Source organism: Gordonia sp. SCSIO 19800 (assembly GCF_018132775.1).
Taxonomy (GTDB): Bacteria; Actinomycetota; Actinomycetes; order Mycobacteriales; family Mycobacteriaceae; genus Gordonia; species Gordonia hongkongensis.
On the sequence record NZ_JAGRQM010000001.1, the window covers coordinates 47,326 to 67,641 of the forward strand.

12 protein-coding genes are annotated in these 20,316 nt (G+C 69.9%); 5 read left to right on the top strand and 7 right to left on the bottom strand.

From position 1 onward, the window contains the following. The first annotated feature begins 181 nt into the window (after nt 1–181). The 4 genes from KB201_RS00220 (at nt 182) to KB201_RS00235 (ending at nt 9,962) form a co-directional block, all read left to right on the top strand. Nucleotides 182–1,252 carry a glutathione S-transferase family protein gene (locus KB201_RS00220; protein WP_058252737.1) on the top strand — a complete coding sequence of 357 codons (1,071 nt, stop codon included), beginning with the start codon at nt 182–184 and terminating at the stop codon, nt 1,250–1,252. After that, nucleotides 1,249–2,007, top strand: a complete 759-nt coding sequence (locus KB201_RS00225) for a hypothetical protein (RefSeq protein WP_058252736.1) — start codon at nt 1,249–1,251, stop codon at nt 2,005–2,007. The genes KB201_RS00220 and KB201_RS00225 overlap by 4 nt, the downstream gene beginning before the upstream one ends. Next, nucleotides 2,001–5,936: an ABC transporter ATP-binding protein gene (locus tag KB201_RS00230; RefSeq protein WP_211538101.1), complete on the top strand. Its 3,936-nt coding sequence runs from the start codon at nt 2,001–2,003 to the stop codon at nt 5,934–5,936. The genes KB201_RS00225 and KB201_RS00230 overlap by 7 nt, the downstream gene beginning before the upstream one ends. Nucleotides 5,937–6,119: 183 nt before the next feature. After that, the gene (locus KB201_RS00235) at nt 6,120–9,962 is read left to right on the top strand and encodes a multifunctional oxoglutarate decarboxylase/oxoglutarate dehydrogenase thiamine pyrophosphate-binding subunit/dihydrolipoyllysine-residue succinyltransferase subunit (RefSeq protein WP_058252734.1); all 3,843 of its coding nucleotides are present in this window, start codon (nt 6,120–6,122) and stop codon (nt 9,960–9,962) included. A 64-nt stretch (nt 9,963–10,026) separates the two neighbouring features. On the opposite strand, the gene KB201_RS00240 is transcribed toward KB201_RS00235, so the two are convergent. The 4 genes from KB201_RS00240 to KB201_RS00255 are packed head-to-tail and all read right to left on the bottom strand — an operon-like array spanning nt 10,027 to nt 15,554. Next, nucleotides 10,027–11,325 (bottom strand): glycosyltransferase, encoded by a 1,299-nt coding sequence (locus KB201_RS00240; RefSeq protein WP_058252733.1) that lies wholly within the window; start codon nt 11,323–11,325, stop codon nt 10,027–10,029. Continuing rightward, nucleotides 11,322–12,704 (bottom strand): hypothetical protein, encoded by a 1,383-nt coding sequence (locus KB201_RS00245; RefSeq protein ID WP_058252732.1) that lies wholly within the window; start codon nt 12,702–12,704, stop codon nt 11,322–11,324. Before KB201_RS00245 ends, KB201_RS00240 begins: the two co-directional genes overlap by 4 nt. 31 nt (nt 12,705–12,735) lie before the next feature. Continuing rightward, complete coding sequence (locus KB201_RS00250; RefSeq protein WP_058252731.1) at nt 12,736–14,205, bottom strand: hypothetical protein; 1,470 nt, start codon at nt 14,203–14,205, stop codon at nt 12,736–12,738. Continuing rightward, nucleotides 14,202–15,554: a glycosyltransferase gene (locus KB201_RS00255; protein WP_254859556.1), complete on the bottom strand. Its 1,353-nt coding sequence runs from the start codon at nt 15,552–15,554 to the stop codon at nt 14,202–14,204. Before KB201_RS00255 ends, KB201_RS00250 begins: the two co-directional genes overlap by 4 nt. 179 nt (nt 15,555–15,733) lie before the next feature. On the opposite strand from KB201_RS00255, the gene KB201_RS00260 reads away from it, so the two are divergent. Next, nucleotides 15,734–17,065: a glycosyltransferase gene (locus KB201_RS00260; protein ID WP_231742518.1), complete on the top strand. Its 1,332-nt coding sequence runs from the start codon at nt 15,734–15,736 to the stop codon at nt 17,063–17,065. Between the two features lie 28 nt (nt 17,066–17,093). Here the strand turns inward: KB201_RS00260 and KB201_RS00265 are convergent, their stop codons facing one another. From KB201_RS00265 to KB201_RS00275, 3 genes are read right to left on the bottom strand one after another with little or no spacing between them, the layout of a single operon-like run. Further along, nucleotides 17,094–17,972, bottom strand: a complete 879-nt coding sequence (locus KB201_RS00265; protein ID WP_058252728.1) for a glycosyltransferase family 2 protein — start codon at nt 17,970–17,972, stop codon at nt 17,094–17,096. Between the two features lie 39 nt (nt 17,973–18,011). After that, nucleotides 18,012–18,842: an ABC transporter permease gene (locus KB201_RS00270; RefSeq protein ID WP_058252727.1), complete on the bottom strand. Its 831-nt coding sequence runs from the start codon at nt 18,840–18,842 to the stop codon at nt 18,012–18,014. Beyond that, entirely contained in the window at nt 18,839–19,840 is a 1,002-nt protein-coding gene (locus tag KB201_RS00275) for an ATP-binding cassette domain-containing protein (RefSeq protein ID WP_058252726.1), read from the bottom strand. The genes KB201_RS00270 and KB201_RS00275 overlap by 4 nt, the downstream gene beginning before the upstream one ends. Nucleotides 19,841–20,316 lie beyond the last annotated feature (476 nt).

The window sequence follows — 20,316 nt, forward strand, 5'->3', positions numbered from 1 at the left end:
GCGATAGCGGAGCTATCTCGACCGACGACAACGCAGCCAGGCGCCGATCGAACGCCGGAGACCAGTCGCCTGTTTCCGAGACACACCACTCACCCTGTCCGATTCGTGAACGGCCCGCGCGATCACGGGTTTCGCGGCAGCTCGGGGCGGGATGTCGCTCCGGATCATTACTGTGGAGCCCATGAGCACAGAGTCCGAGCAGAGCACCGCGTCCGAGGGCGAACAGGGTTCGTACGTGATGACCGGCGAGGAGTTCGTCCGGGACACGAAGTACATCGAGACCCGCATCACCGCCGACGGCCGGGACGGCTATCCGGTGGAGGCCGGCCGGTACCGGCTCGTCGCAGCCAGGGCCTGCCCGTGGGCCAACCGGACCCTCATCGTGCGGCGGCTACTCGGCCTCGAGGACGCCATCTCGCTCGGGCTGTGCGGTCCCACGCACGACAAGAACTCGTGGACCTTCGACCTCGACCCCGGCGGGGTGGACCCGGTCCTGCAGATCCCGCGACTCAAGGACGCCTACGAGAAGCGGATCCCCGGCTACCCGAAGGGGATCACCGTGCCGGCGATGGTCGACGTGCCGACCGGCGAGGTCGTCACCAACGACTTCCCGCAGATCACCATCGACTTCTCGCTGGAATGGACCGCCTTCCATCGCGACGGCGCGCCGGAGCTCTACCCGGAGCGTCTGCGCGACGAGATCGACGAGGTCAGCCACGGCATCTACACGGAGGTCAACAACGGCGTCTACCGCTGCGGATTCGCCGGCAGCCAGGAAGCCTACGACGCGGCGTACGACCGGTTGTTCACCAAACTCGACGAGTTGTCCGAGCGGTTGTCGACGCAGCGTTACCTGGTCGGCGACACCATCACCGAGGCCGACGTCCGGCTCTTCACCACCCTGGCGCGCTTCGACGCGGTGTATCACGGCCACTTCAAGTGCAATCGGAGCAAGCTGAGCGAGATGCCGGTGCTGTGGGCCTATGCCCGGGACCTGTTCCAGACGCCCGGCTTCGGCGACACCACCGACTTCACCCAGATCAAACAGCACTACTACATCGTCCACACCGACGTGAATCCCACGCAGATCGTGCCGAAGGGCCCGGACCTCCGCGGCTGGCTCACCGCACACCATCGCGACGACCTGGGCGGTCGCCCGTTCGGTGACGGCACACCCCCCGGTCCCCCACCACCGGCCGAGGTCGTGCCCGCAGCGGACTGGGTACCGACGGAACGAGCGGCGGCGGAATGAAAGACAAGGCGTCACAGGGACTTTCGGCAGACCACGGCCGTACGCCCCCCGGCAAGGCCGTCGAGGTGACCGGCGGAATCCTGGACCGGGCACAGCGACTGCAGGCACCCGCGGTGAAGAAGTACGTCGATTCACTGCGGCGGAAGTACCCCGACGACTCACCCGCGCAGATCATCGAGCGGCTCGAGAAGCGTTACCTGAACGCGGTCACCGGTTCCGGCGGCGCCGTCGGCGCGGCGGCCGCGGTGCCCGGTGTCGGCACGATGACCGCGTTCGGGGCGATGACCGGGGACACGGCGTTCTTCCTCGAGGCGTCGGCCCTGCTCGCGCTGTCGATCGCCGAGGTGCACGGCATCCCGGTGCACGAGTCCGAGCGTCGCAAGGCCCTGGTCATGACCGTCGCGCTGGGCGAAGAGGGTGTGCTGGCCCTCGGTCGCGTGGTCGGCACCGGAGGCGGTGCGCTGCGCCGACTCGGTGGAGCCGCCCTGCCATCCGGTGCGATCACCAAACTGAACAAGACCCTGGTGAACAAACTCGTCAAGAAGTACGCGATCCGCCGGGCGCCGCTGATCTTCGGCAAGCTCATGCCCGCCGGTATCGGTGCGGTCATCGGTGGTGTGGGGAGTCGCGCCCTCGGCCGGAAGGTCGTCCACAACGCGCGCGAGGCGTTCGGGCCGGCACCCCGGACGTGGGTCATCGACGTCGACTTCAGTGAGGCACCCACCCCGGATCCGCTCCCACCCGGTTCGTGGTGACCGCGGCGGCCGCACCGTCCCCACAGTCGGCAGCCACGCCCGGCTGGATCCGCCGGCTCGTCGGCGAGTCCTGGCGATACCGACGCGTCGCCGTCGTCACGATGATCTTCACCCTGGTCGCCGTCGGGGTGGACGTGCTGATGCCGCTGCTGACCAAGGCCGCGATCGACCACGCCACCGGCGTCGTCGACGACGGCCTCTCGCTACAGACCGTGATCGTCGCGCTGGTCGTCTTCGCCGTCGTCCGTTACGCCTGCCATCTCGGCCGGCGGGTGTTCGCGGGACGGCTCGCGGTGAACGTGCAGAACACGCTGCGACTCCGACTCCTCGACACCCTGCTGCACCTCGACGGCCGCAGCCAGCACCAGATCCGCACCGGACAGATCGTGTCCCGCTCGATCTCCGACATCCAGGTCGTCCAGAGTCTCCTGGCCATGGCGCCACTGTCGTTGGGCGCCGCGGTGCAGATGGTCGTGGCCCTGGCCATCATGGCGTACCTGTCGCCGCTCCTGACCGGGGTGGCGTTGCTGATCGCCCCGCTCATCGCCCTCGAGGTGTGGCGTACCCGGCGTCGGCTGTTCGCGGCGACGTGGTCGGCGCAGCAGGCCGCCGCCGACGTCGCCCAGCACGTGGAGGAGACCGTCACCGGCGTGCGGGTCGTGAAGGGTTTCGGCCAGGAGGAACGCGCGGTCGACGACCTCGTCACCCGGTGCCGGACGGTGTTCGCTCGCCGGCTCCGCGCCGCCCGGATCAATGCTCGATTCGCCCCGACCCTGGCCGCCATCCCGCAGCTGGGCATGGTCGGGGTGATCGTCGTGGGCGGCTACCTCACGATGACCGGCGCGATCACGGCCGGCACCTTCGTCGCGTTCAGCACGTACGTCGCCACCATGACCGGCATCGCCCGACTCCTGACGAACCTGATCGTCAACGCCCAGCTGGCGCGGGCGGCCGTCGAACGCGTCTACGACGTCATCGACCATCCCCACGATCCGGGCGACGCCGCGACCGGCACGCTGCCCGGCGGCCCCCTGGGCGTCGAACTGGACGCTGTGGGGTTCGCCCACCACACCCATGACGCCGACGACCCGCCCGCCGTGTTGTCCGGTATCGACCTGCGGATCGAGCCGGGCGAATGTGTGGCGATCGTGGGTCCGCCCGGTTCCGGCAAGTCGACCATCGCCGACCTGGTCAGCCGGTTCGAACGACCCGACTCCGGAACGATCTCGCTGCTCGGCGAGAGCACCGGTGACGAGCCGTCCCGGACCCGATACCGGATCGACGACCTCGCGCCCGAGGCGCTCCACCGTGCCGTCGCCGTCGTGTTCGACGAGCCGTTCCTGTTCTCCGACACCATCACCGCGAACATCGCGATGGGCCCGGCAGCCGCCGGGGCCGACGCCGCCGACCGGGTTCGGGCGGCAGCCGCCGCGGCCGACGCCGCGGAATTCGTCGAGGCGCTCCCCGACGGATACGACACCGTCATCGGCGAACGCGGGCTCACTCTGTCGGGCGGGCAGCGTCAGCGCATCGCTCTGGCCCGCGCCCTGTTCGCCGACCCCCGCATCCTCGTGCTCGACGACGCGACGTCCGCAGTGGACGCCACCACCGAGGCGCGCATCCTGGGCGGGCTCCGCGACCGCCGCGCCACGATGCTGGTCCTCGCCCATCGACGTTCGACGCTCGTCCTCGCCGATCGCGTCGCGGTGCTCGACGACGGCCGGATCACCGCGCTGGGGACGCTCGCCGAACTCGAGGCGACCTCACCGCGCTTCCGCGAGCTGATGTCGAGCACCACGCAACCGGCACCCGACGGCGTCCACGACGACATCCCCGGCGCGGCCGCGGTCGCCGACACCGCGCCACCGCTGCGCGGACCGGGCCCGACCGAGATCGAGAGCCTGTGGCCCGGCATCGCTTCCGACTCGATCGACGTCGCGGCCCGAACCTCTCCGGCGATGGGGGCGGGCTCACGGACCGGTCGCGGCGGCGGCGTGGCCAGCGCGCTCGGTTCGATGCCGGCCACTCCCCAGCTCCAGGCCTCGGTGGACGCACTCCCCCCTGCGGTCGAGCAGCCAGAGGTCGACGTCGCCGCCGCCCGACGCGAGAACCCGGTCTTCACCCTGCGCGGACTCCTCGCGCCGGTCCGGTGGCTGCTCGCCGCCGCACTGCTCGCCATCGCCGTCGACACGCTCGTCGGCCTGGCCTTCCCGAGCATCGCCCGGGCGGTCATCGACTCGACCGGACACACCGAGGGGTCGACCCTGATGTGGGCCACGGTCGGCGGCGTCGTACTGGTCGGAGTCGGCTGGGTCGCCGCGTCGTCGATGGCGATCACCTCGACCAGGGCCGGCGAACGGGTGCTGTTCGGACTTCGGATCCGCAGTTATGCCCACATCCAGCGCCTCGGACTCGACTACTACGAGCGCGAGCTGTCGGGCCGGATCATGACCCGGATGACGACCGACATCGACGCCTTGTCGACGTTCCTGCAGACCGGACTGACCTCGGCGATCGTGGCGGTGCTGACGCTCGTCGGCGTCGGTGTCGCGCTCCTGATCACCGGCCCGCTGCTCGGACTCCTGGTGCTGCCCGTCTTCCCCCTCCTGATCGCCGCGACGGTCGTCTTCCGCCGCGTCGCAAGCCGCGCCTACACGCGCTCGCGCGAACTGATCAGCGTCGTCAATGCGGACTTCCAGGAGAACATCGCCGGCATCAAGACCACGCAGACCTACCTGCGCACCGACGACGCCCAGGCCCGGTTCGCGCGTCGCTCCGGAGAATGGGTCGAGGCCCGGATGGTCTCGCAGCGGGCGATCGCCTCGTACTTCCCGCTCATCCAGCTCATGTCCGACATCGCGACCGCGATCGCGCTGGGCGTCGGCGCCGGGCAGGTGGCGTCGGGTTCGCTCTCGGCGGGCACACTCGTCGCCTTCGTCCTCTACCTGACGATGCTGTTCGGCCCGGTGCAACAACTCTCGCAGGTCTTCGACGGCTATCAGCAGGCCGCCGTGGGCCTCCGCCGGATCGGCGACCTGCTGCGCACGCCGAGTTCGCTGCGCACCTCGGCGACAGCCGAGTCCCCGCCACACGGCGGGTTCGACGGCGTCGTCGACTTCGACCGGGTCGGGTTCCGCTACCAGGGTTCGACGACGGATGCGCTGTCCGCCGTCGACCTGCACATCCCGGCCGGGTCGTCGCTCGCCCTCGTCGGCCGGACGGGCGCAGGCAAGTCGACGATCGTCAAGCTGCTGGCGCGCTTCTACGATCCGACCACCGGACGGGTCCTGGTCGACGGCACCGACATCGGTGACTACGAACTCGCCGGATATCGGCGGCGGCTCGGCCTCGTCCCGCAGGAGCCGCACCTGTTCACCGGCACCGTCGCCGAGAACATCGCCTACGGCCGGCCCGACGCCGATCGGGCCGCGATCGTCGACGCCGCCTCCGCGGTCGGCGCACTGCGCATGATCACCGCCCTGCCCGGCCGGATGAACCATCCCATCGGGGAACGCGGCCAGGGGCTGAGCTCGGGCCAGCGCCAACTCATCGCACTGGCCCGGGCCGAACTCGTCGAGCCCGATCTGCTGCTGCTCGACGAGGCGACCGCGACCCTCGACCAGGCCACCGAGGCGCAGGTCCTCGCCGCCGGACGGGCGGTGACCCGGCACCGCACGTCGGTGATCGTCGCCCACCGACTGGCCACGGCCGCCCGCGCCGACACCATCGCGGTGGTGGACGGCGGACGGATCGTCGAACTCGGAACACACGAGGAGCTGCTCGCGTTGGGACAGAGGTACCGCGGCTTCTGGGATGCCGGCGTCGATCCCGACGAGCCGGCGGTGCCCCGCCCCGACTCACCCGCTCCGACCAGCGCACGGAGGGCCGCCACGGCGGTCACGCGGGCCACCTCGGAACTGACTCCGTAGTAACAGGTCGGTAGGTGTGAGCGAGTCGACGACGCGTAGCATCGTCAGGTGGTTCACCGATAGTCTCCACAAGAGACGACGCGTGGCAGAGAACCCGGCACCTTCAGGGAATTGAGGCGAGATACCGCTGTGAGCAGCAGTTCGATTTCAGACTTCGGACAGAACACGTGGCTGGTCGAGGAAATGTACCAGCAATACCAAGAAGACCCGAACTCGGTCGACCCGAGTTGGCACGAACTACTGAAGAACTACGAACCCGGCGACAACGGTGGCTCCGCCCCGGCCGCCGCTCCGCCCTCGAATTCCGCAAAGCCCACTGCCGCAAAGACTTCGGCCACCACAGCGGCCACCTCGTCCTCCTCCTCGACCACGAGTGCGTCGACCAACGGGTCGGCACGCAACACCTCCGCGCCGGCCACCGAGACCACGCCGCGCAAGCAGGTCACCCTGGATCAGACCCCGGCGCGCACGGCACCGCGCAAACCCACCCCCGCCAAGGAGTCGACCGCCACGAAGGCGGCGTCGGGGCACAGCGTCGCCAGCCGCGACGGGTCGGCCCGCTCGCAGCCCAAGCCCGAGGCGGGCAAGACCGCCGCGCCCGAGGCCCAGAAGTCCGGGTCCGCGAAGTCGGACGCACAGAAGTCCGAGAGCGCCGACGGCAACAAGGTCCTGCGCGGTCCCGCCGCGGCCATCGCGAAGAACATGGCGCTGTCGTTGGAGATCCCGACGGCCACCAGCGTCCGTGCGGTGCCCGCCAAGGCGATGATCGACAACCGGATCGTCGTCAACAACCACCTCGCGCGGACCCGAGGCGGCAAGATCAGCTTCACCCACATCCTGGGTTACGCGATCGTGCAGGCCATCAAGGCGTTCCCGAACATGAACCGGCACTTCGCCGAGATCGACGGCAAGCCGAACGTCGTCACACCCGCGCACACCAACCTCGGCCTGGCCATCGACCTGGTCGGCAAGGATGGCAACCGCACCTTGGTCGTCGCCGCGATCAAGGAATGCGAGACGATGGGCTTCGCCGAGTTCTACACGGCGTACCAGGACATCGTCCGTCGCGCCCGCGACGGCAAGCTCGGCGCGGCCGACTTCTCCGGCGTCACCATCTCGCTCACCAACCCGGGCACGATCGGCACCGTGCACTCGGTGCCGCGCCTGATGAAGGGCCAGGGCGCCATCATCGGCGCCGGCGCGATGGAGTACCCGGCGGAGTTCCAGGGCGCGAGCGACGAGCAGATCGCCGAACTCGGCGTCGGCAAGCTGATGACCCTGACGTCGACCTACGATCACCGGATCATCCAGGGCGCGGAGTCGGGCGATTTCCTCCGCACCATCCACGAGCTGCTGATCGACGACGCGTTCTACGACGAGATCTTCACCGCGTTCCATGTGCCCTACGAGCCGATCCGCTGGCGTCGCGACCTGCCCGCAGGCCTCGTCGACAAGAGCACCCGCGTCCTCGAGCTGATCGCGGCCTACCGCAGCCGCGGCCACCTGATGGCCGACATCGATCCCCTCATGATGGACAGCGATGCGCGCAGCAGCCATCCGGATCTGGACATCCAGAACTACGGGCTGACGCTGTGGGATCTCGACCGCAGCTTCAAGGTCGGCGGGTTCCACGGCCAGGAGAAGATGAAGCTGCGGGACGTGCTGTCGATCCTGCGCGACGCGTACTGCCGGCACGTCGGTGTCGAGTACACCCACATCCTCGAGCCCGAGCAGCAGAAGTGGCTGCAGGAACGCGTCGAGATCAAGCACGTCAAGCCGCCGGTCGGTGAACAGAAGTACATCCTGAGCAAGCTCAACGCCGCCGAGGCGTTCGAGACGTTCCTGCAGACCAAGTACGTCGGGCAGAAGCGCTTCTCGCTCGAGGGCGCCGAGTCGGTCATCCCGATGATGGACGCGGTCATCGACCAGAGCGCCGAGCACAGCCTCTCCGAGGTGGTCATCGGCATGCCGCACCGCGGCCGTCTGAACGTGCTCGCCAACATCGTCGGCAAGCCGTACTCGAAGATCTTCACCGAGTTCGAGGGCAACCTGAACCCGTCGCAGGCGCACGGATCGGGCGACGTGAAGTACCACCTCGGCGCCGAGGGCAAGTACTACCAGATGTTCGGCGACAACGAGATCAACGTGTCGCTGACCGCCAACCCCAGCCACCTCGAGGCAGTCGACCCGGTGCTGGAGGGTCTGGTGCGCGCCAAGCAGGACCTCATGGACGAGGACGATCGGTTCCCGATCCTCCCGCTCATGCTGCACGGCGATGCGGCGTTCGCCGGTCAGGGTGTGGTCGCCGAGACGCTCAACATGGCGATGCTGCCCGGTTACCGCACCGGCGGCACCGTGCACATCGTGGTGAACAACCAGGTCGGCTTCACCACCGCACCGGAACACTCGCGCTCGACCGAGTACTGCACCGACGTGGCGAAGATGATCGGCGCACCGATCTTCCACGTCAACAGCGACGACCCCGAGGCCTGCGTCTGGGCCGCGAAGCTCGCCGTCGACTACCGCCAGGCGTTCCACAAGGACGTCGTCATCGACCTCGTGTGCTTCCGCCGTCGCGGACACAACGAGGGCGACGACCCGTCGATGACGCAACCGGCGATGTACGAGGTGATCGACACCAAGCGCGGCGTCCGCAAGAGCTACACCGAGGCCCTCATCGGCCGCGGTGACATCTCGACCAAGGAGGCCGAGGACGCTCTGCGCGACTACCAGGGACAGCTCGAGCGCGTCTTCAACGAGGTCAAGGAACTCGAGAAGTTCAGTGTCGAGCCGTCGCCCTCGGTCGAGGCCGACCAGACGCTGCCGACGAAGCTGGTGACCGCGGTCGACAGCAAGACGCTCGAGCTCATCGGCGACGCGTTCGTCAACGTGCCCGACGGCTTCACCCCGCACCCGCGTGTGAAGCCGGTCCTGGAGCGCCGCGCCGAGGCCGCCCGCAAGGGCAACATCGACTGGGCGTTCGCCGAACTGCTGGCGTTCGGGTCGCTGGTCATGGAGGGGCGCACCGTGCGTCTGTCCGGCCAGGATTCGCGCCGTGGCACCTTCACCCAGCGCCACTCGGTGCTCATCGACCGCAGCACCGGCTCGGAGTACACCCCCCTCAACCACCTGCAGCCCGCAGACGAGGAGAGCAACGGCGGCCGGTTCATGGTCTTCGACTCCCCGCTCTCGGAGTTCGCGGTCGTCGGCTTCGAGTACGGCTACTCCGTCGGCAACCCGGACGCCCTCGTGGTGTGGGAAGCGCAGTTCGGTGACTTCGTCAACGGCGCGCAGTCGATCATCGACGAGTTCATCTCCTCGGGCGAGGCCAAGTGGGGCCAGCTCTCCGACGTCGTGCTGCTGCTGCCGCACGGCCACGAGGGACAGGGACCCGACCACACCTCGGGCCGCATCGAGCGGTTCCTGCAGTTGTGCGCCGAGGGTTCGATGACGGTGGCGCTGCCGTCGACGCCGGCGAGCTACTTCCACCTGCTGCGCCGCCACGTGCTCGACGGCATCAGCCGTCCGCTCATCGTCTTCACCCCGAAGTCGATGCTGCGCAACAAGGCCGCGGTGAGCCCGGTGGAGGACTTCACCGAGGACAAGTTCCGTTCGGTGATCGACGACCCGCACTTCCTCAAGGACGGCGCGGACCGCAGCAAGGTCAAGCGGGTGTTGCTGGTGAGCGGCAAGCTCTACTACGAACTCGCCGCGCGCCGCGACAAGGAGAAGCGCGACGACATCGCGGTCGTCCGGATCGAGCAGCTCTACCCGGTGCCGCACCGCCGCCTGCGCAAGACGCTCGAGCAGTACGGCAACGCGAGTGAGTTCCGGTGGGTCCAGGAAGAGCCCGCGAATCAGGGTCCGTGGCCGTTCCTCGGCCTCTGGCTGCCCGAGGTGCTGCCGGATGTGCTCGGCGGACTGCGCCGGGTCTCGCGCCGCGCGATGTCCGCGCCGTCGTCGGGATCGAGCAAGGTCCACGCGGTGGAGCAGCAGGAGATCCTCGACGAGGCCTTCGGCGAGTAACCTGCCAGACGACGCCTGCGGCCACCGACCCGAGAGGGTCGGTGGCCGCAGTCGTCTGTGGGTTCTAGGTCAGCCGGGCTTCGCAGATGTCGGCGGCCGCCGCGGCGGCCTTGTCGGCGGGCGTCATCCGGCGGGCGAGAGCAGCAGCGGCCGAACGGGTTCCGTCGTCGAACAGGACCGCGAGACCCGCGCGCGCGTCGTCGTCGGTGAAACTCGACAGCCGGACGGCCGCCCCGACGCCCAGGGCACGGACCCGTTCAGCCCAGAACGGCTGATCGGCGGTGACCGCGCAAACCAGGGTGGGGAGGCCGGCCCGCAGACTCGCCGCGGTGGTGCCGGCGCCGCCGTGATGGACTGCGGCCGCGCATCGCGGCAGGACCGACGCGTGGTCCACACCCGCGACGTAGAACACGTCCGGGTCGTCGGGATCGACTCCGGTCGGATCTCCCATGGCGATGAGGCAGCGCACCCCCTGGGCACGGGCGGCTGTCCGCCAGCGGGCGATCAGAGCCTCCGGGTCGAGGATCGGCATGCTGCCGAACGTCACGAACAGCGGAGCTTCGCCGGCGGCCAGCCATCGGCCGAGATCGGTTGCCCCGGCGTCGATCTCGGAGATACCCGCCCGGCTTCCCGCGGGCAGGTCGAAGAATCCGACGACGGGTTTGCGATCGTCCCACTCCGCGGCGAGGCCCGGAACCATCTCCGCATCGTAGGCCTGGATCTGGGGGATCCCGGAGGCGTTCAGCCGCACCGGCAGCGGTCGCCGAGCCCGGTCGAGCCCGAGTCGGCGCCGGAACCGATTCTCGTTCCATGCGGTCGCGGCCCAGGTCAACCGGTCGGCGAGGCGCCAGGAGCGCCGCTTCCACTCCGGCGACCATCTGTCGGTGAGTCCCGGTACGGCGCCGAGGAGTCCGTTCTCCGACATCGGGCCGTATCTCAGCACGGTCAGCGGGATGCCCAGATGTTCGGCGACCGCCAGCCCGCGGTCCTGGCACAGCGGCGCGACGACGAGGAGGTCGGTGTCGTGCAGCGGCGCCGTACCCGCGATGAAGAGTCGCTCGAGCGCGGCGTCCAGGGCGTCGAATCCGCCGCGGACCGTCCGCAACGCAAACGCCATCCGCGCCAATGGGTTACGACTGTTGCGCGCCGACCGCGCGTCCTCCGACGACCACGCGGTGTCGGAGTCCAGACCGATCTCGTGGACGTCGCGGACGCCGGTGGCCCGCGCGAGGCCGGCCAGGTTCGGCGGGACGAGGGCGCTCACGCGGTGGCCGCGCACCTGGAGTTCGAGGGCGAGGCAGATACCGGGCTGGATGTCGCCCCGGCTGCCGTACAGAATGATCGCGATGTGTGCCGGCGTCACCAGAATCGATGTCCGATCCGCCAGGCGGTCAACTCGTCGGCGATCAGTGTGCGCAGCCGGACGGGATCGCCGAAATCGTCGGGGTCGATGCCGAAGAACGTGAGCGTGACGGTGTCGCCGTAGGTGACCGCCCAGGCGGCGACCGCCGGGCCGCGTTCGCGCCGCTCCTGGGCGGGCATCCCCTGCATCACCGCGCGGATGGCGAACCGGGACGCCGTATGACCGCCGATCCGCATCGCCGAGTCGGGCGTGGCCCCGAGATTCGACACGGTGGTGTCGGGTCCGGGGATTCCGCGCATCAACCGACCGATGAGTCGTCTCGGCAGGATGCGCACGATCGGCTGCAGGTTGTCGGCGGCCTGATCGGCCCCGGACTCGGCGTAGTCGACGAAGGCCCGTTTGCTCGATGACCGGATGGCGGTGAGGTCGGTGTCCGGTTCGACGGGGTCGGCAAGGCGGATCCACACCCCGCCCGACGCATTGGCGCGGTTGTCGTCGTCGCCGTCCCGCTTGCTGACCGCTATGCACACCTTCATCGGACCGTCGAGCGGGCGACCCGAACGGTGCACGATACCGGCGAGCAAGGCGGTGAACAGGGAGTTGCCGGTACCGCCGTGCTCGGTGGCGCGCGCGGCCCATTCGGTTGCCGAGACGTCGACCGTCGCCAGCGTCGTGTCCGGCTCGGGCGCGGACCGTGGTCTCGCCGGACGCGTGGTACGCGACGATTCCGGCGCGGATCGGGTGTCGGCGGACCCGGTGTCGGTGCCTCGCGCCGCCCGGGCCTCGCGGATCAGGATTCGCGCTGATCGGGCGGCTGCGCGCACCGACTCGGCGGCGTCGGCGGCGTCGGCGCGGACCGCCTCCCAAGAGTGTCCGCTGACGGGAGCGGGCAGACCGGCGGTGCGGCCCGCCGCGGCGTCGGCCACCAGCCGGTAGAGGCCGTGACCGTCGGTGATCATGTGGGAGGCGAGCAGGGACACCGCGCGCCCGCCGCCGCGGATCCGAGCCGAGTCGAGCTGCCAACCGGTTCCCCGCACGGGATCGAGACGGCTCGCGCGGAGGACGGCGTCGGCCCACTCCCCGACGGCGTCGGCCTCGACGACCGCCACCGGCCCGGGTCGGACCGGCATCGTCGATCGCACCCAGCGGTGCCGGGCGAACGGGACCCGACGGCGCGACACCGCACGATGCAGCGGCCCGGCCGCGAGTCCGGCGCACAACGACTCGATCGCCGCGTCCCCCGGGTCGTCGTCGAAGACCCAGGTGATCTGGATGGGCGCACCCATCCCGAACAGTTCCGCGACGAGCAGGTACGACTCGTCGGGGCCGGTCACGCGGAGTACCTCGGCGGGACGGGTGTCGGTTGCCGTTGCCGTCACGTGTGCTCCTCAGCTTCACGAGGTGTCATGATCACCAGATCTCATGGGGCAGACCCCAGGCCGTCAGTTCCCGGTCGAGCAGGTCCGCGACCACGGCATCGGAGGGAAAACTCGTCTCGTCGCAACCGAGCACGGTGAAGGTCACCTGATCACGGGTGCGGACCAGCCACGACTGGACGCCGTCACCGAAGCGCTGGCCGACCGAGGCGTCGACGCCCTGAGCCATGCCGCGGAATGCGACCTTGCGCGCCGACCGCCCGCCGAGCACCGTTGCCTCCGGGGGGATGTCGCCGAGGTTGGAGATCACCGCGTCGGGGATCCCGTTGCCCGCGCTGACCAGCTTCACGATGACCGCGGGCGGCAGGAACCAGGCCAACGGCCGCAGGTGGATGTGCGGTGCCCGGCGACCCTCCGACAGCCGGACGAAAGCCGCCTTGCACGCCGCCCGGATGCCGCCGAGATCGCCACCGGCGACCGGCTCGTCGGTGAGGTACACCGACACACCGGCGATCGGGTTGGACCGGGTGTCCGCCTCGCTCTCACGACGGTCGACGGGGACCCCGACCTTGATCGGATTCGGCAGCGGCGCATGGCCACTGGAGCGCAGCAAGCCGGTGACCACCGCGATGAACAGCGTGTTCGCGGTGCCGTCGTGCTCGGCGGCGACCCGGTCGAAGTCCGTCGCGGGGACCGTCGCGGTCGCCCAGGTGAAGTCGGCGGCCGGCGACCGTTCGGCTATCGGCGCGCGGACCGGACGCGGGTCGGGTTCGGGGCCACCGGCCTTGCGCTGCTCGAGTGCCGCCCGCACGAGCCCGGCGAGGACCGCGCCGGCCTGCGACCCGGCGTCGGCGAGGTCGCCGATCCGCTGCCGCCGCCACGAGACCGGCGGACGCGTCGTCGCCGCCGGATCGGCCCCGGACGCCCGGTCCGCGTCGCGAGCCAGTGGCACCTCCGACGCCGAGGCGGCCTCGGCGGCCGCCGCGAGCATGCCGCGACCGTCGGTGACGACGTGCAGGGCACAGAGGGACACCACCGTTCCACCCGACGCGGTGGGCGCCGACCGCAGGCGCCAGCACCGCCCGCCCTCGGCGTCGAGGGGAACCGAGGACATCTCGGCGGTCGCCCAGTCGTCGATCTCCGCCTCCGGCACCGGTCGGCTGTCGGCGGCCAGCCCGGGTGCGTCGGGCGCGGCAACCCACCGCGGGCGGGCTCCGACGACATCCGGTACGACGAGCATGCGGTTGAGGCGCCCTCGCGCGAACGCGGCGTTCATCGCGGTCAGCGTCTCGATCGAGACCTCCTCGTCGAACACCCACACGAGCTGGAGCACCACCGACCAGCCGAGTGCCGGCGTGACGAACCAGAACGGGGCGTCCTCGGAGGTCAGGCGCTCGCCTCGGATCGCCGCCCGCTCGTCGCGGAGCCGGGCTGCGAGGCCACGCAGACCCGGTGCCCGCCCGGCGTCGGGTTGTTCGGCCATGGGCGACTTCGTCGTCGTCATACGTCCACCTTCGTTGCGCTGTGACTGTGTGGTCCCTGTGGGAGCCGTGGCCCCGTGCTCGAGCTTGTCACCGAACGCTCGATCTCGCGCACGGCGTCCCCGAGCGCCACATCCTCGGCCACCAGGGCGTCGCGGAGCCGTCCGGACCGCTCGGCGGCTGCGGGATCGAGCATCGACGCGACGGCGTCGGTCAACCGGTCCACGTCCAGGTCCCGTCCCGCGCGGGCCATGGGCATCGCCACGCCGACCCCCAGGCGTTCGAGTTCGGCGCCCCAGAACGGCTGATCCGCGCCGTACCAGCAGACGACCGACGGCCGGCCCGCGCGCAGAACGGCCGCCGTGGTTCCGGCGCCGCCGTGGTGGACCACCACCGCGCATCGGCCGAAGACCGTGCGGTGATCGACCTGGGACTCGATCCGCACCGCCTCGGATGCGATCTCGGCCCGGACCTCGGCGTCCATTTCGGTCCAGCCGGCGCACACCAGGACTCGTCGACCGAGCCGCCGACCGAGTTCGGTGACGACGCGTAAGGTGGCCGCCTCTCCCCGCAGCGGCATGCTCCCGAATCCGACATAGATCGGGGCGTCCGCGGCGTCGAGCCAGGACGTGAGCGCGTCGGACCCGGCGACGGGCTGGTCTGCCGGCGATCCGAGGAAACCGACCGTCGGACGACGACGAACCGCGGAGTCGGCGGTCCACCTGCGTTCGTGCTCCACGCCGAACATCGGGTCGTAGGCCTGCAATTCGAGGCCGGGCGCTGCCCGCAGTCGGGCGGCGTAGGACGCCGACGACCCGGGCGACCCGAGGTGCATGCGCAGCCGGCGCTCTCGCCGTCGGGTGAGGACGGCGAACGCGGCGTCGTAGGCGACCCATTGCGTCCGGACGGCACGCGGTCCGCCCGGGAGGTGACCGGGCACCGGTGCGACCCGACTGTTACGCCGCACCGGCGCGTGATGAAGGGAGATCAGGGGGACGCCGGCGGACTCGGCGAAGGCGAGAGCGGGCTGTTCGGTGATCAATCCCGTGACGATGACATCGGCACCGTCGACGACCTCGGCCATGTCGGAGACGAGCTGGTCCCACCCGGCGTTCCGGAGCGACAGCAGCACGCGCAGCCGTCGCAGCGGATGACGGCCGGCCTGCTTCCGGGCTCGCGCCACCGACTCGAGGTGGGCCCGGGTGTCCAAGCCGAGACGCACGACCTCGAGCCCGGTGATGCCGTCTGCCCAATCGAGAGCCGGCCCGATCATGTTGGGCGGCACCCCGAGACGGACGTCGTGTCCGCGCCGCGCGAGCGCGCAGGCCAGCACCGTCGCCGGTTGGACGTCCCCGCGGGTTCCGTTGATCACGAACGAGATCCTCATGCCGACCGCCCGGTGATCCTGGTTCCCGGCCGGGTGGTGATCCCGGTCTCCGGCCGCGCGCCGCGGTGGCCGACCGTGTTTAGAATCGGTCCCGATCCGCCACCGCCGGGCACGGGTCGCCCATCCGACCGCACCCAGACGTGAGGGGTTCGACGTTGAGGTTCGTGATCGCAGTCAACGGCAGTCGCGGCGATGCCCAGCCGGCCGTCGCCCTGGCCGCCGAGCTCGTGGGCCGGGGCCACACGGCGACTCTCGCGCTGCCACCCGACCTGGTCGACTTCGGCAGCGGCGCAGGGGTTCCCACCGAGTCGTACGGGTCGAGCACCCGTGCCCTGCTCGACTCGGAGATGGTCCGGGAGGACATGCGGTCGAAGAACCCCCGGACCCGGTTGCGTGCGGTGTCGGCGATGTCGGTGCGGGACGGCCGGGCGATGCAGCAGCGGTTGCTCGAACTCGCCGACGGCGCGGATGCGATCATCGCGAGCAGCGCCGGTCAGGAACGCGCCCACAATGTCTCGGCGGTCCTCGGCATCCCCCACATCCCGTTGCACTACTGCCCCATCCGGCGCAACAGCTCGGTGTCGTTGCTCGCGCACCTGGGCATCGACGCCCCGGCGATCGTCAACGACCTGAGCTGGCGCGTCGCCGAACGCGCCCTGTGGCTCGCCACCCGCTCGGCGGAGACCACGCTGCGGGCCGATCTCGGACTGTCGCCGCTGAACCACCCGTATTCCGAACTCATCGGCCGTACCGGCGTTCCCGAGATCCAGGCCTACGATCCGGCCCTCTTCGACGGACTCGCGACCCAGTGGGGCCGGCGCCGGCCGCTGGTCGGGTTCTTCACCCTTGCGGCCGCGCAACGCGCCGGGGTGGGCGACGCCGGACTCGACGGGGCCTCGGGAGCGGGGACGCTGGCCGACTGGCTCGACGCCGGCGACGCCCCGGTGTACGTCGGCTTCGGCAGCATGCTGCCCGCCGACCCCGACGGTCTGGCCGATGCATTCCGGACCGCAGCGCGGCGACTCGGGATCCGCCTGCTGGTGTCGGGCGGCTGGAGCGGTTTCATGTCGACCGAATCCGGCTCTGCCACATCTGAATCCGAGGCATCGGGACTCACGGATGCGATCCGCGTCGTCGGACACGTCGATCACGACACCGTGCTGCCGCGGTGTCGGGCCGCGGTCCACCACGGCGGCGCGGGTTCGGTGGCCGCCGGGTTGCGTGCCGGCCTGCCGACGCTGATCACGTGGGTCGGCGCCGATCAGCCGATCTGGGGCCGGGCGGTGAGCAAGGCCGCGGTCGGGGCCACGCTGCCGATGGCTCGGGTGACAGCGGAGTCGCTGATCGGCGCCCTCGACACGATCCTGGACACCGAGGTCCGGGGACGGTCCGCCGAGCTCCGCAGTCGACTCATCGCCCCCGACGAGGCCGTACACACGGCGGCCGACATCGTCGAGGACACGGTGCGCGTCACGACGGTGCGCGGCGCCGGCTGATCCCGGAACGCCGACCGACCGCCCGACCCTACGGGAGGACTCGATCGGAACCACCGCCCCGCAACAGGTTTCGCGGGTCGACGCGCCCGGTCCGGGAGTCGTAGGACCGCAACACGACAAGTCGTAGCGCATGCGCGACCGTGATAGCGGGCACGTACACCGCCGCCGAACCCGCTGCCAACCCGAAGCGACGGTGCAGCAGGAACGTTCGCGGCAGGAAACTCATGTAGCGGACGAACGGCACCATGCCGGTCTCCATCCGGCGCGGTGACACCCCGACGGTCAGCGAGCGGAGAAACGCGTTACGGCCCCCGGCGTCACCGACACACAGTCCCATGTCGACGTCTTCGAAGATGTTGCGTCGCATGCTGACACGGTCCCGGATCCGCACCCAGGTCGCACGGCGCAGCACCATGTTCGAGCCGTACAGGACAGGCACCTCGGACACGGACTTCTCGCTCCGCAACTTGTTCAGCGGGTGCAGCCGGGTCTTCCACCGGTCGAACCTGCCGGCGAGCGGCACGTCGTAGGCCTCCCCGCGCCCGCACAGGGCCGCCCAGTCACCGCGGACATCCGCGGTGAAGAACTCCACGATCGTCCGCGCCCAGTCCGGCGGCACCCGGGTGTCGGCGTCGATGCGGGCGATGAGATCACCGGTCGCGGCGTCGAGTCCGGCGTTGCGCGCGTAGACCAACCCCTGTCGTGCTTCGTCGATCACCCGGACACGGGGATCAGCCGAACACCAGGCATCGATCACCGCCCGGCCGCCGTCGGTCGAGTTGTTGTCCACCACCACGATCTCGGTGATCTGGTCGAACTGTGCGGCCAGGCGGGTCAAACAGTCGCCGATCGTGTCCTCCTCGTCGAAGACCGGGACGACCACCGAGAAGGTGAGCGGCGTGCCCATGATGGCTACTCCTTGCGCTGATCGGTTCGGTGCGGACACTCAGGTCCGCCGCATGTAGGTCCGCAGGGTCACCGGCACCACGACGGCGAGGACGGCCGCCGCGCCCACGAGCGTGTAGGCGATGTCGGTTCCCACGTCTTCGCCCGCGGCCAGTCCGCGCGCTGCCGTGACGAGATGGGACACCGGATTCGCCGACGCACAGGCCTGCATCCATCCGGGCATGGTGTCGATCGGGACGAGGGCGTTCGACACGAAGGTGATCGGCATCAGCACGAGCATCGAGACGCCCTGGACGGTCGACGCCTTGTCGAGCAGGACGCCGAGCAGCGCGAAGATCCAGCTCAGCGAGAATGCCACCACCACGATCAGGGCACAGGCGATGGCGACCCCCACGGGGCTCGCCGGCCGGTACCCCATGATCACCCCGACGCAGACCGTGATGGCCGAGGCCACCACGTACCGCAACGTGTTGGCCACCAGGGCGCCGGCCAGCGGCGCGATGCGCGCGATCGGCAGCGACTTGAACCGGTCGAACACCCCGCGATCGAGGTCCTCGCGCAGCTGGACGCCGGTGACCACCGACGCCGCGACACACACCTGGACCAGTACGCCGGGAATGAGCAGCGGCAGATAGCCCACCACGTTCCCGGCGATCGCGCCGCCGAAGATCGAGGAGAACATGACCGTGAACACGATGGGCAGCACGATGACGTCGAACAGCTGCTGCGGGTTGTGTTTGATCTTCAGCAGGCCACGATGGGTCATGGTGAGTGACTGCATCACCGCGGCGGTCGGCCGAACGCGGTCGTGGGGTTCGGCCGGGGCGTCGCCGGCGGCGAGTGCGCTCGGCTGCAGGGAACCGGTGGTCATGCGCGGGCTCCTGCCGAATCCGCCCGTGCGGCCATCGGTGCCGATCGCGTGGGGTCGCCCCCGTCGGTCAGCGCGAAGAACACCTCGTCGAGGGTCGGGCGCACGACGTTGACCGACGTCAGCCCGAGCCCGCGCGCGCGGAGCGCACCGAGGATGTCGGCGAGGGGGTCGATGTCGGACATGGGCAGCACGAGGATGCCCTCGCCGCGCGCGATCGTCGCCTCGCCGTTCGCGGTGAACGGCGCGCACACCTCTGCCGCGGCGATCAGATCGTCCGCATCGGCCAATTCGAGTTTCACACTCATGTCGCCGACTCCGGCTTTCAATTCGTCGGCGGTCCCGTCGGCGACCACCCGGCCGCGATCCATGACCGCGATGTGATCGGCGAGTTCATCGGCCTCGTCGAGATATTGGGTGGTCAGCAGCACGGTCGAACCGCGCGCCACCATCTCACGAACCGTCTGCCACATCTGCGCCCGCGTCCGTGGGTCGAGTCCGGTGGTCGGCTCGTCGAGGAACAGCAGGCGTGGCCGGGTGATCAGCGAAGCCGCGAGATCGAGGCGCCGGCGCATCCCGCCGGAGAAGTGCCCCACCCGGCGGGTGGCGACCGCCCCCAGCCCGAATTCCTCGAGCAGTTCGTCGGCACGCACCCGGGCTCGGCGGCGCGACGACCCGATCAGACGACCGAAGATCATCAGGTTCTCGCGAGCGGTGAGATCCTCGTCGACCGAGGCATATTGCCCCGTGACCCCGATGAGCGATCGAACCGCCGTCGCCTCCGCGACGACGTCGTGCCCGAAGATCCGGGCGCCCCCGGCATCCGGGCGCAGCAAGGTCGCGAGCATGCGCACGGTGGTGGTCTTGCCCGCACCGTTGGTTCCGAGCAGAGCGAACACCCCGCCCGCGGGTACGTGGAGGTCGACGGCGTCGACCGCACGCGTCCCGCCGTACTGCTTGGTCAGACCGTGGGCCTCGATGGCCGGGACGGTCGTGGACATGGCACCCCCGATGCGTGTATTCGACTTCGAGTGGGCCCGCTCGATCCGCTGCCGGCACCCTTCTCGGCCCACGGTAGGTGAGCTCTCCGGGTGCCGCAACGTGACCTGTCCCGGCATACCGTGCTGCCCGGCAATGCATTTCGGCGCAACCCGGCCTGACCGCGCATTCCCTCCGATGCCACCCCTGTGCGGCAGCCGCTCGTCATGAGTTCTTTACATGAACGCAACGAAACGCCCTTGACCGCAGGTCCGAACACCCAATTCGGATTAAAAACCTCTGTCTCGCAGCGCGATTCCGAAACCGGCGGTGCGTCCGTGCACACCTGGACACCGTCCCCGTGATGAAGCTCACGGACTCCTGCCGCTGCACATGTCCGATGTGACCGCTTAGGCTCGGTTCAGACACAGGCGGCCGTGATGCGGTCCGTTCGACCGGAGAGACCTCCGGGACGTCGTCGGACAAGGTCGTGCGCGTG

What these genes read in the sequence shown, in the direction of transcription:
- KB201_RS00220 (WP_058252737.1), top strand. Translation starts at nt 182, where the DNA reads ATGAGCACAGAGTCCGAGCAGAGCACCGCGTCCGAGGGCGAACAGGGT.
- KB201_RS00225 (WP_058252736.1), top strand. Translation starts at nt 1,249, where the DNA reads ATGAAAGACAAGGCGTCACAGGGACTTTCGGCAGACCACGGCCGTACG.
- KB201_RS00235 (WP_058252734.1), top strand. Translation starts at nt 6,120, where the DNA reads ATGTACCAGCAATACCAAGAAGACCCGAACTCGGTCGACCCGAGTTGG.
- KB201_RS00250 (WP_058252731.1), bottom strand. Translation starts at nt 14,205, where the DNA reads ATGACGACGACGAAGTCGCCCATGGCCGAACAACCCGACGCCGGGCGG.
- KB201_RS00265 (WP_058252728.1), bottom strand. Translation starts at nt 17,972, where the DNA reads ATGGGCACGCCGCTCACCTTCTCGGTGGTCGTCCCGGTCTTCGACGAG.
- KB201_RS00270 (WP_058252727.1), bottom strand. Translation starts at nt 18,842, where the DNA reads ATGACCACCGGTTCCCTGCAGCCGAGCGCACTCGCCGCCGGCGACGCC.
- KB201_RS00275 (WP_058252726.1), bottom strand. Translation starts at nt 19,840, where the DNA reads ATGTCCACGACCGTCCCGGCCATCGAGGCCCACGGTCTGACCAAGCAG.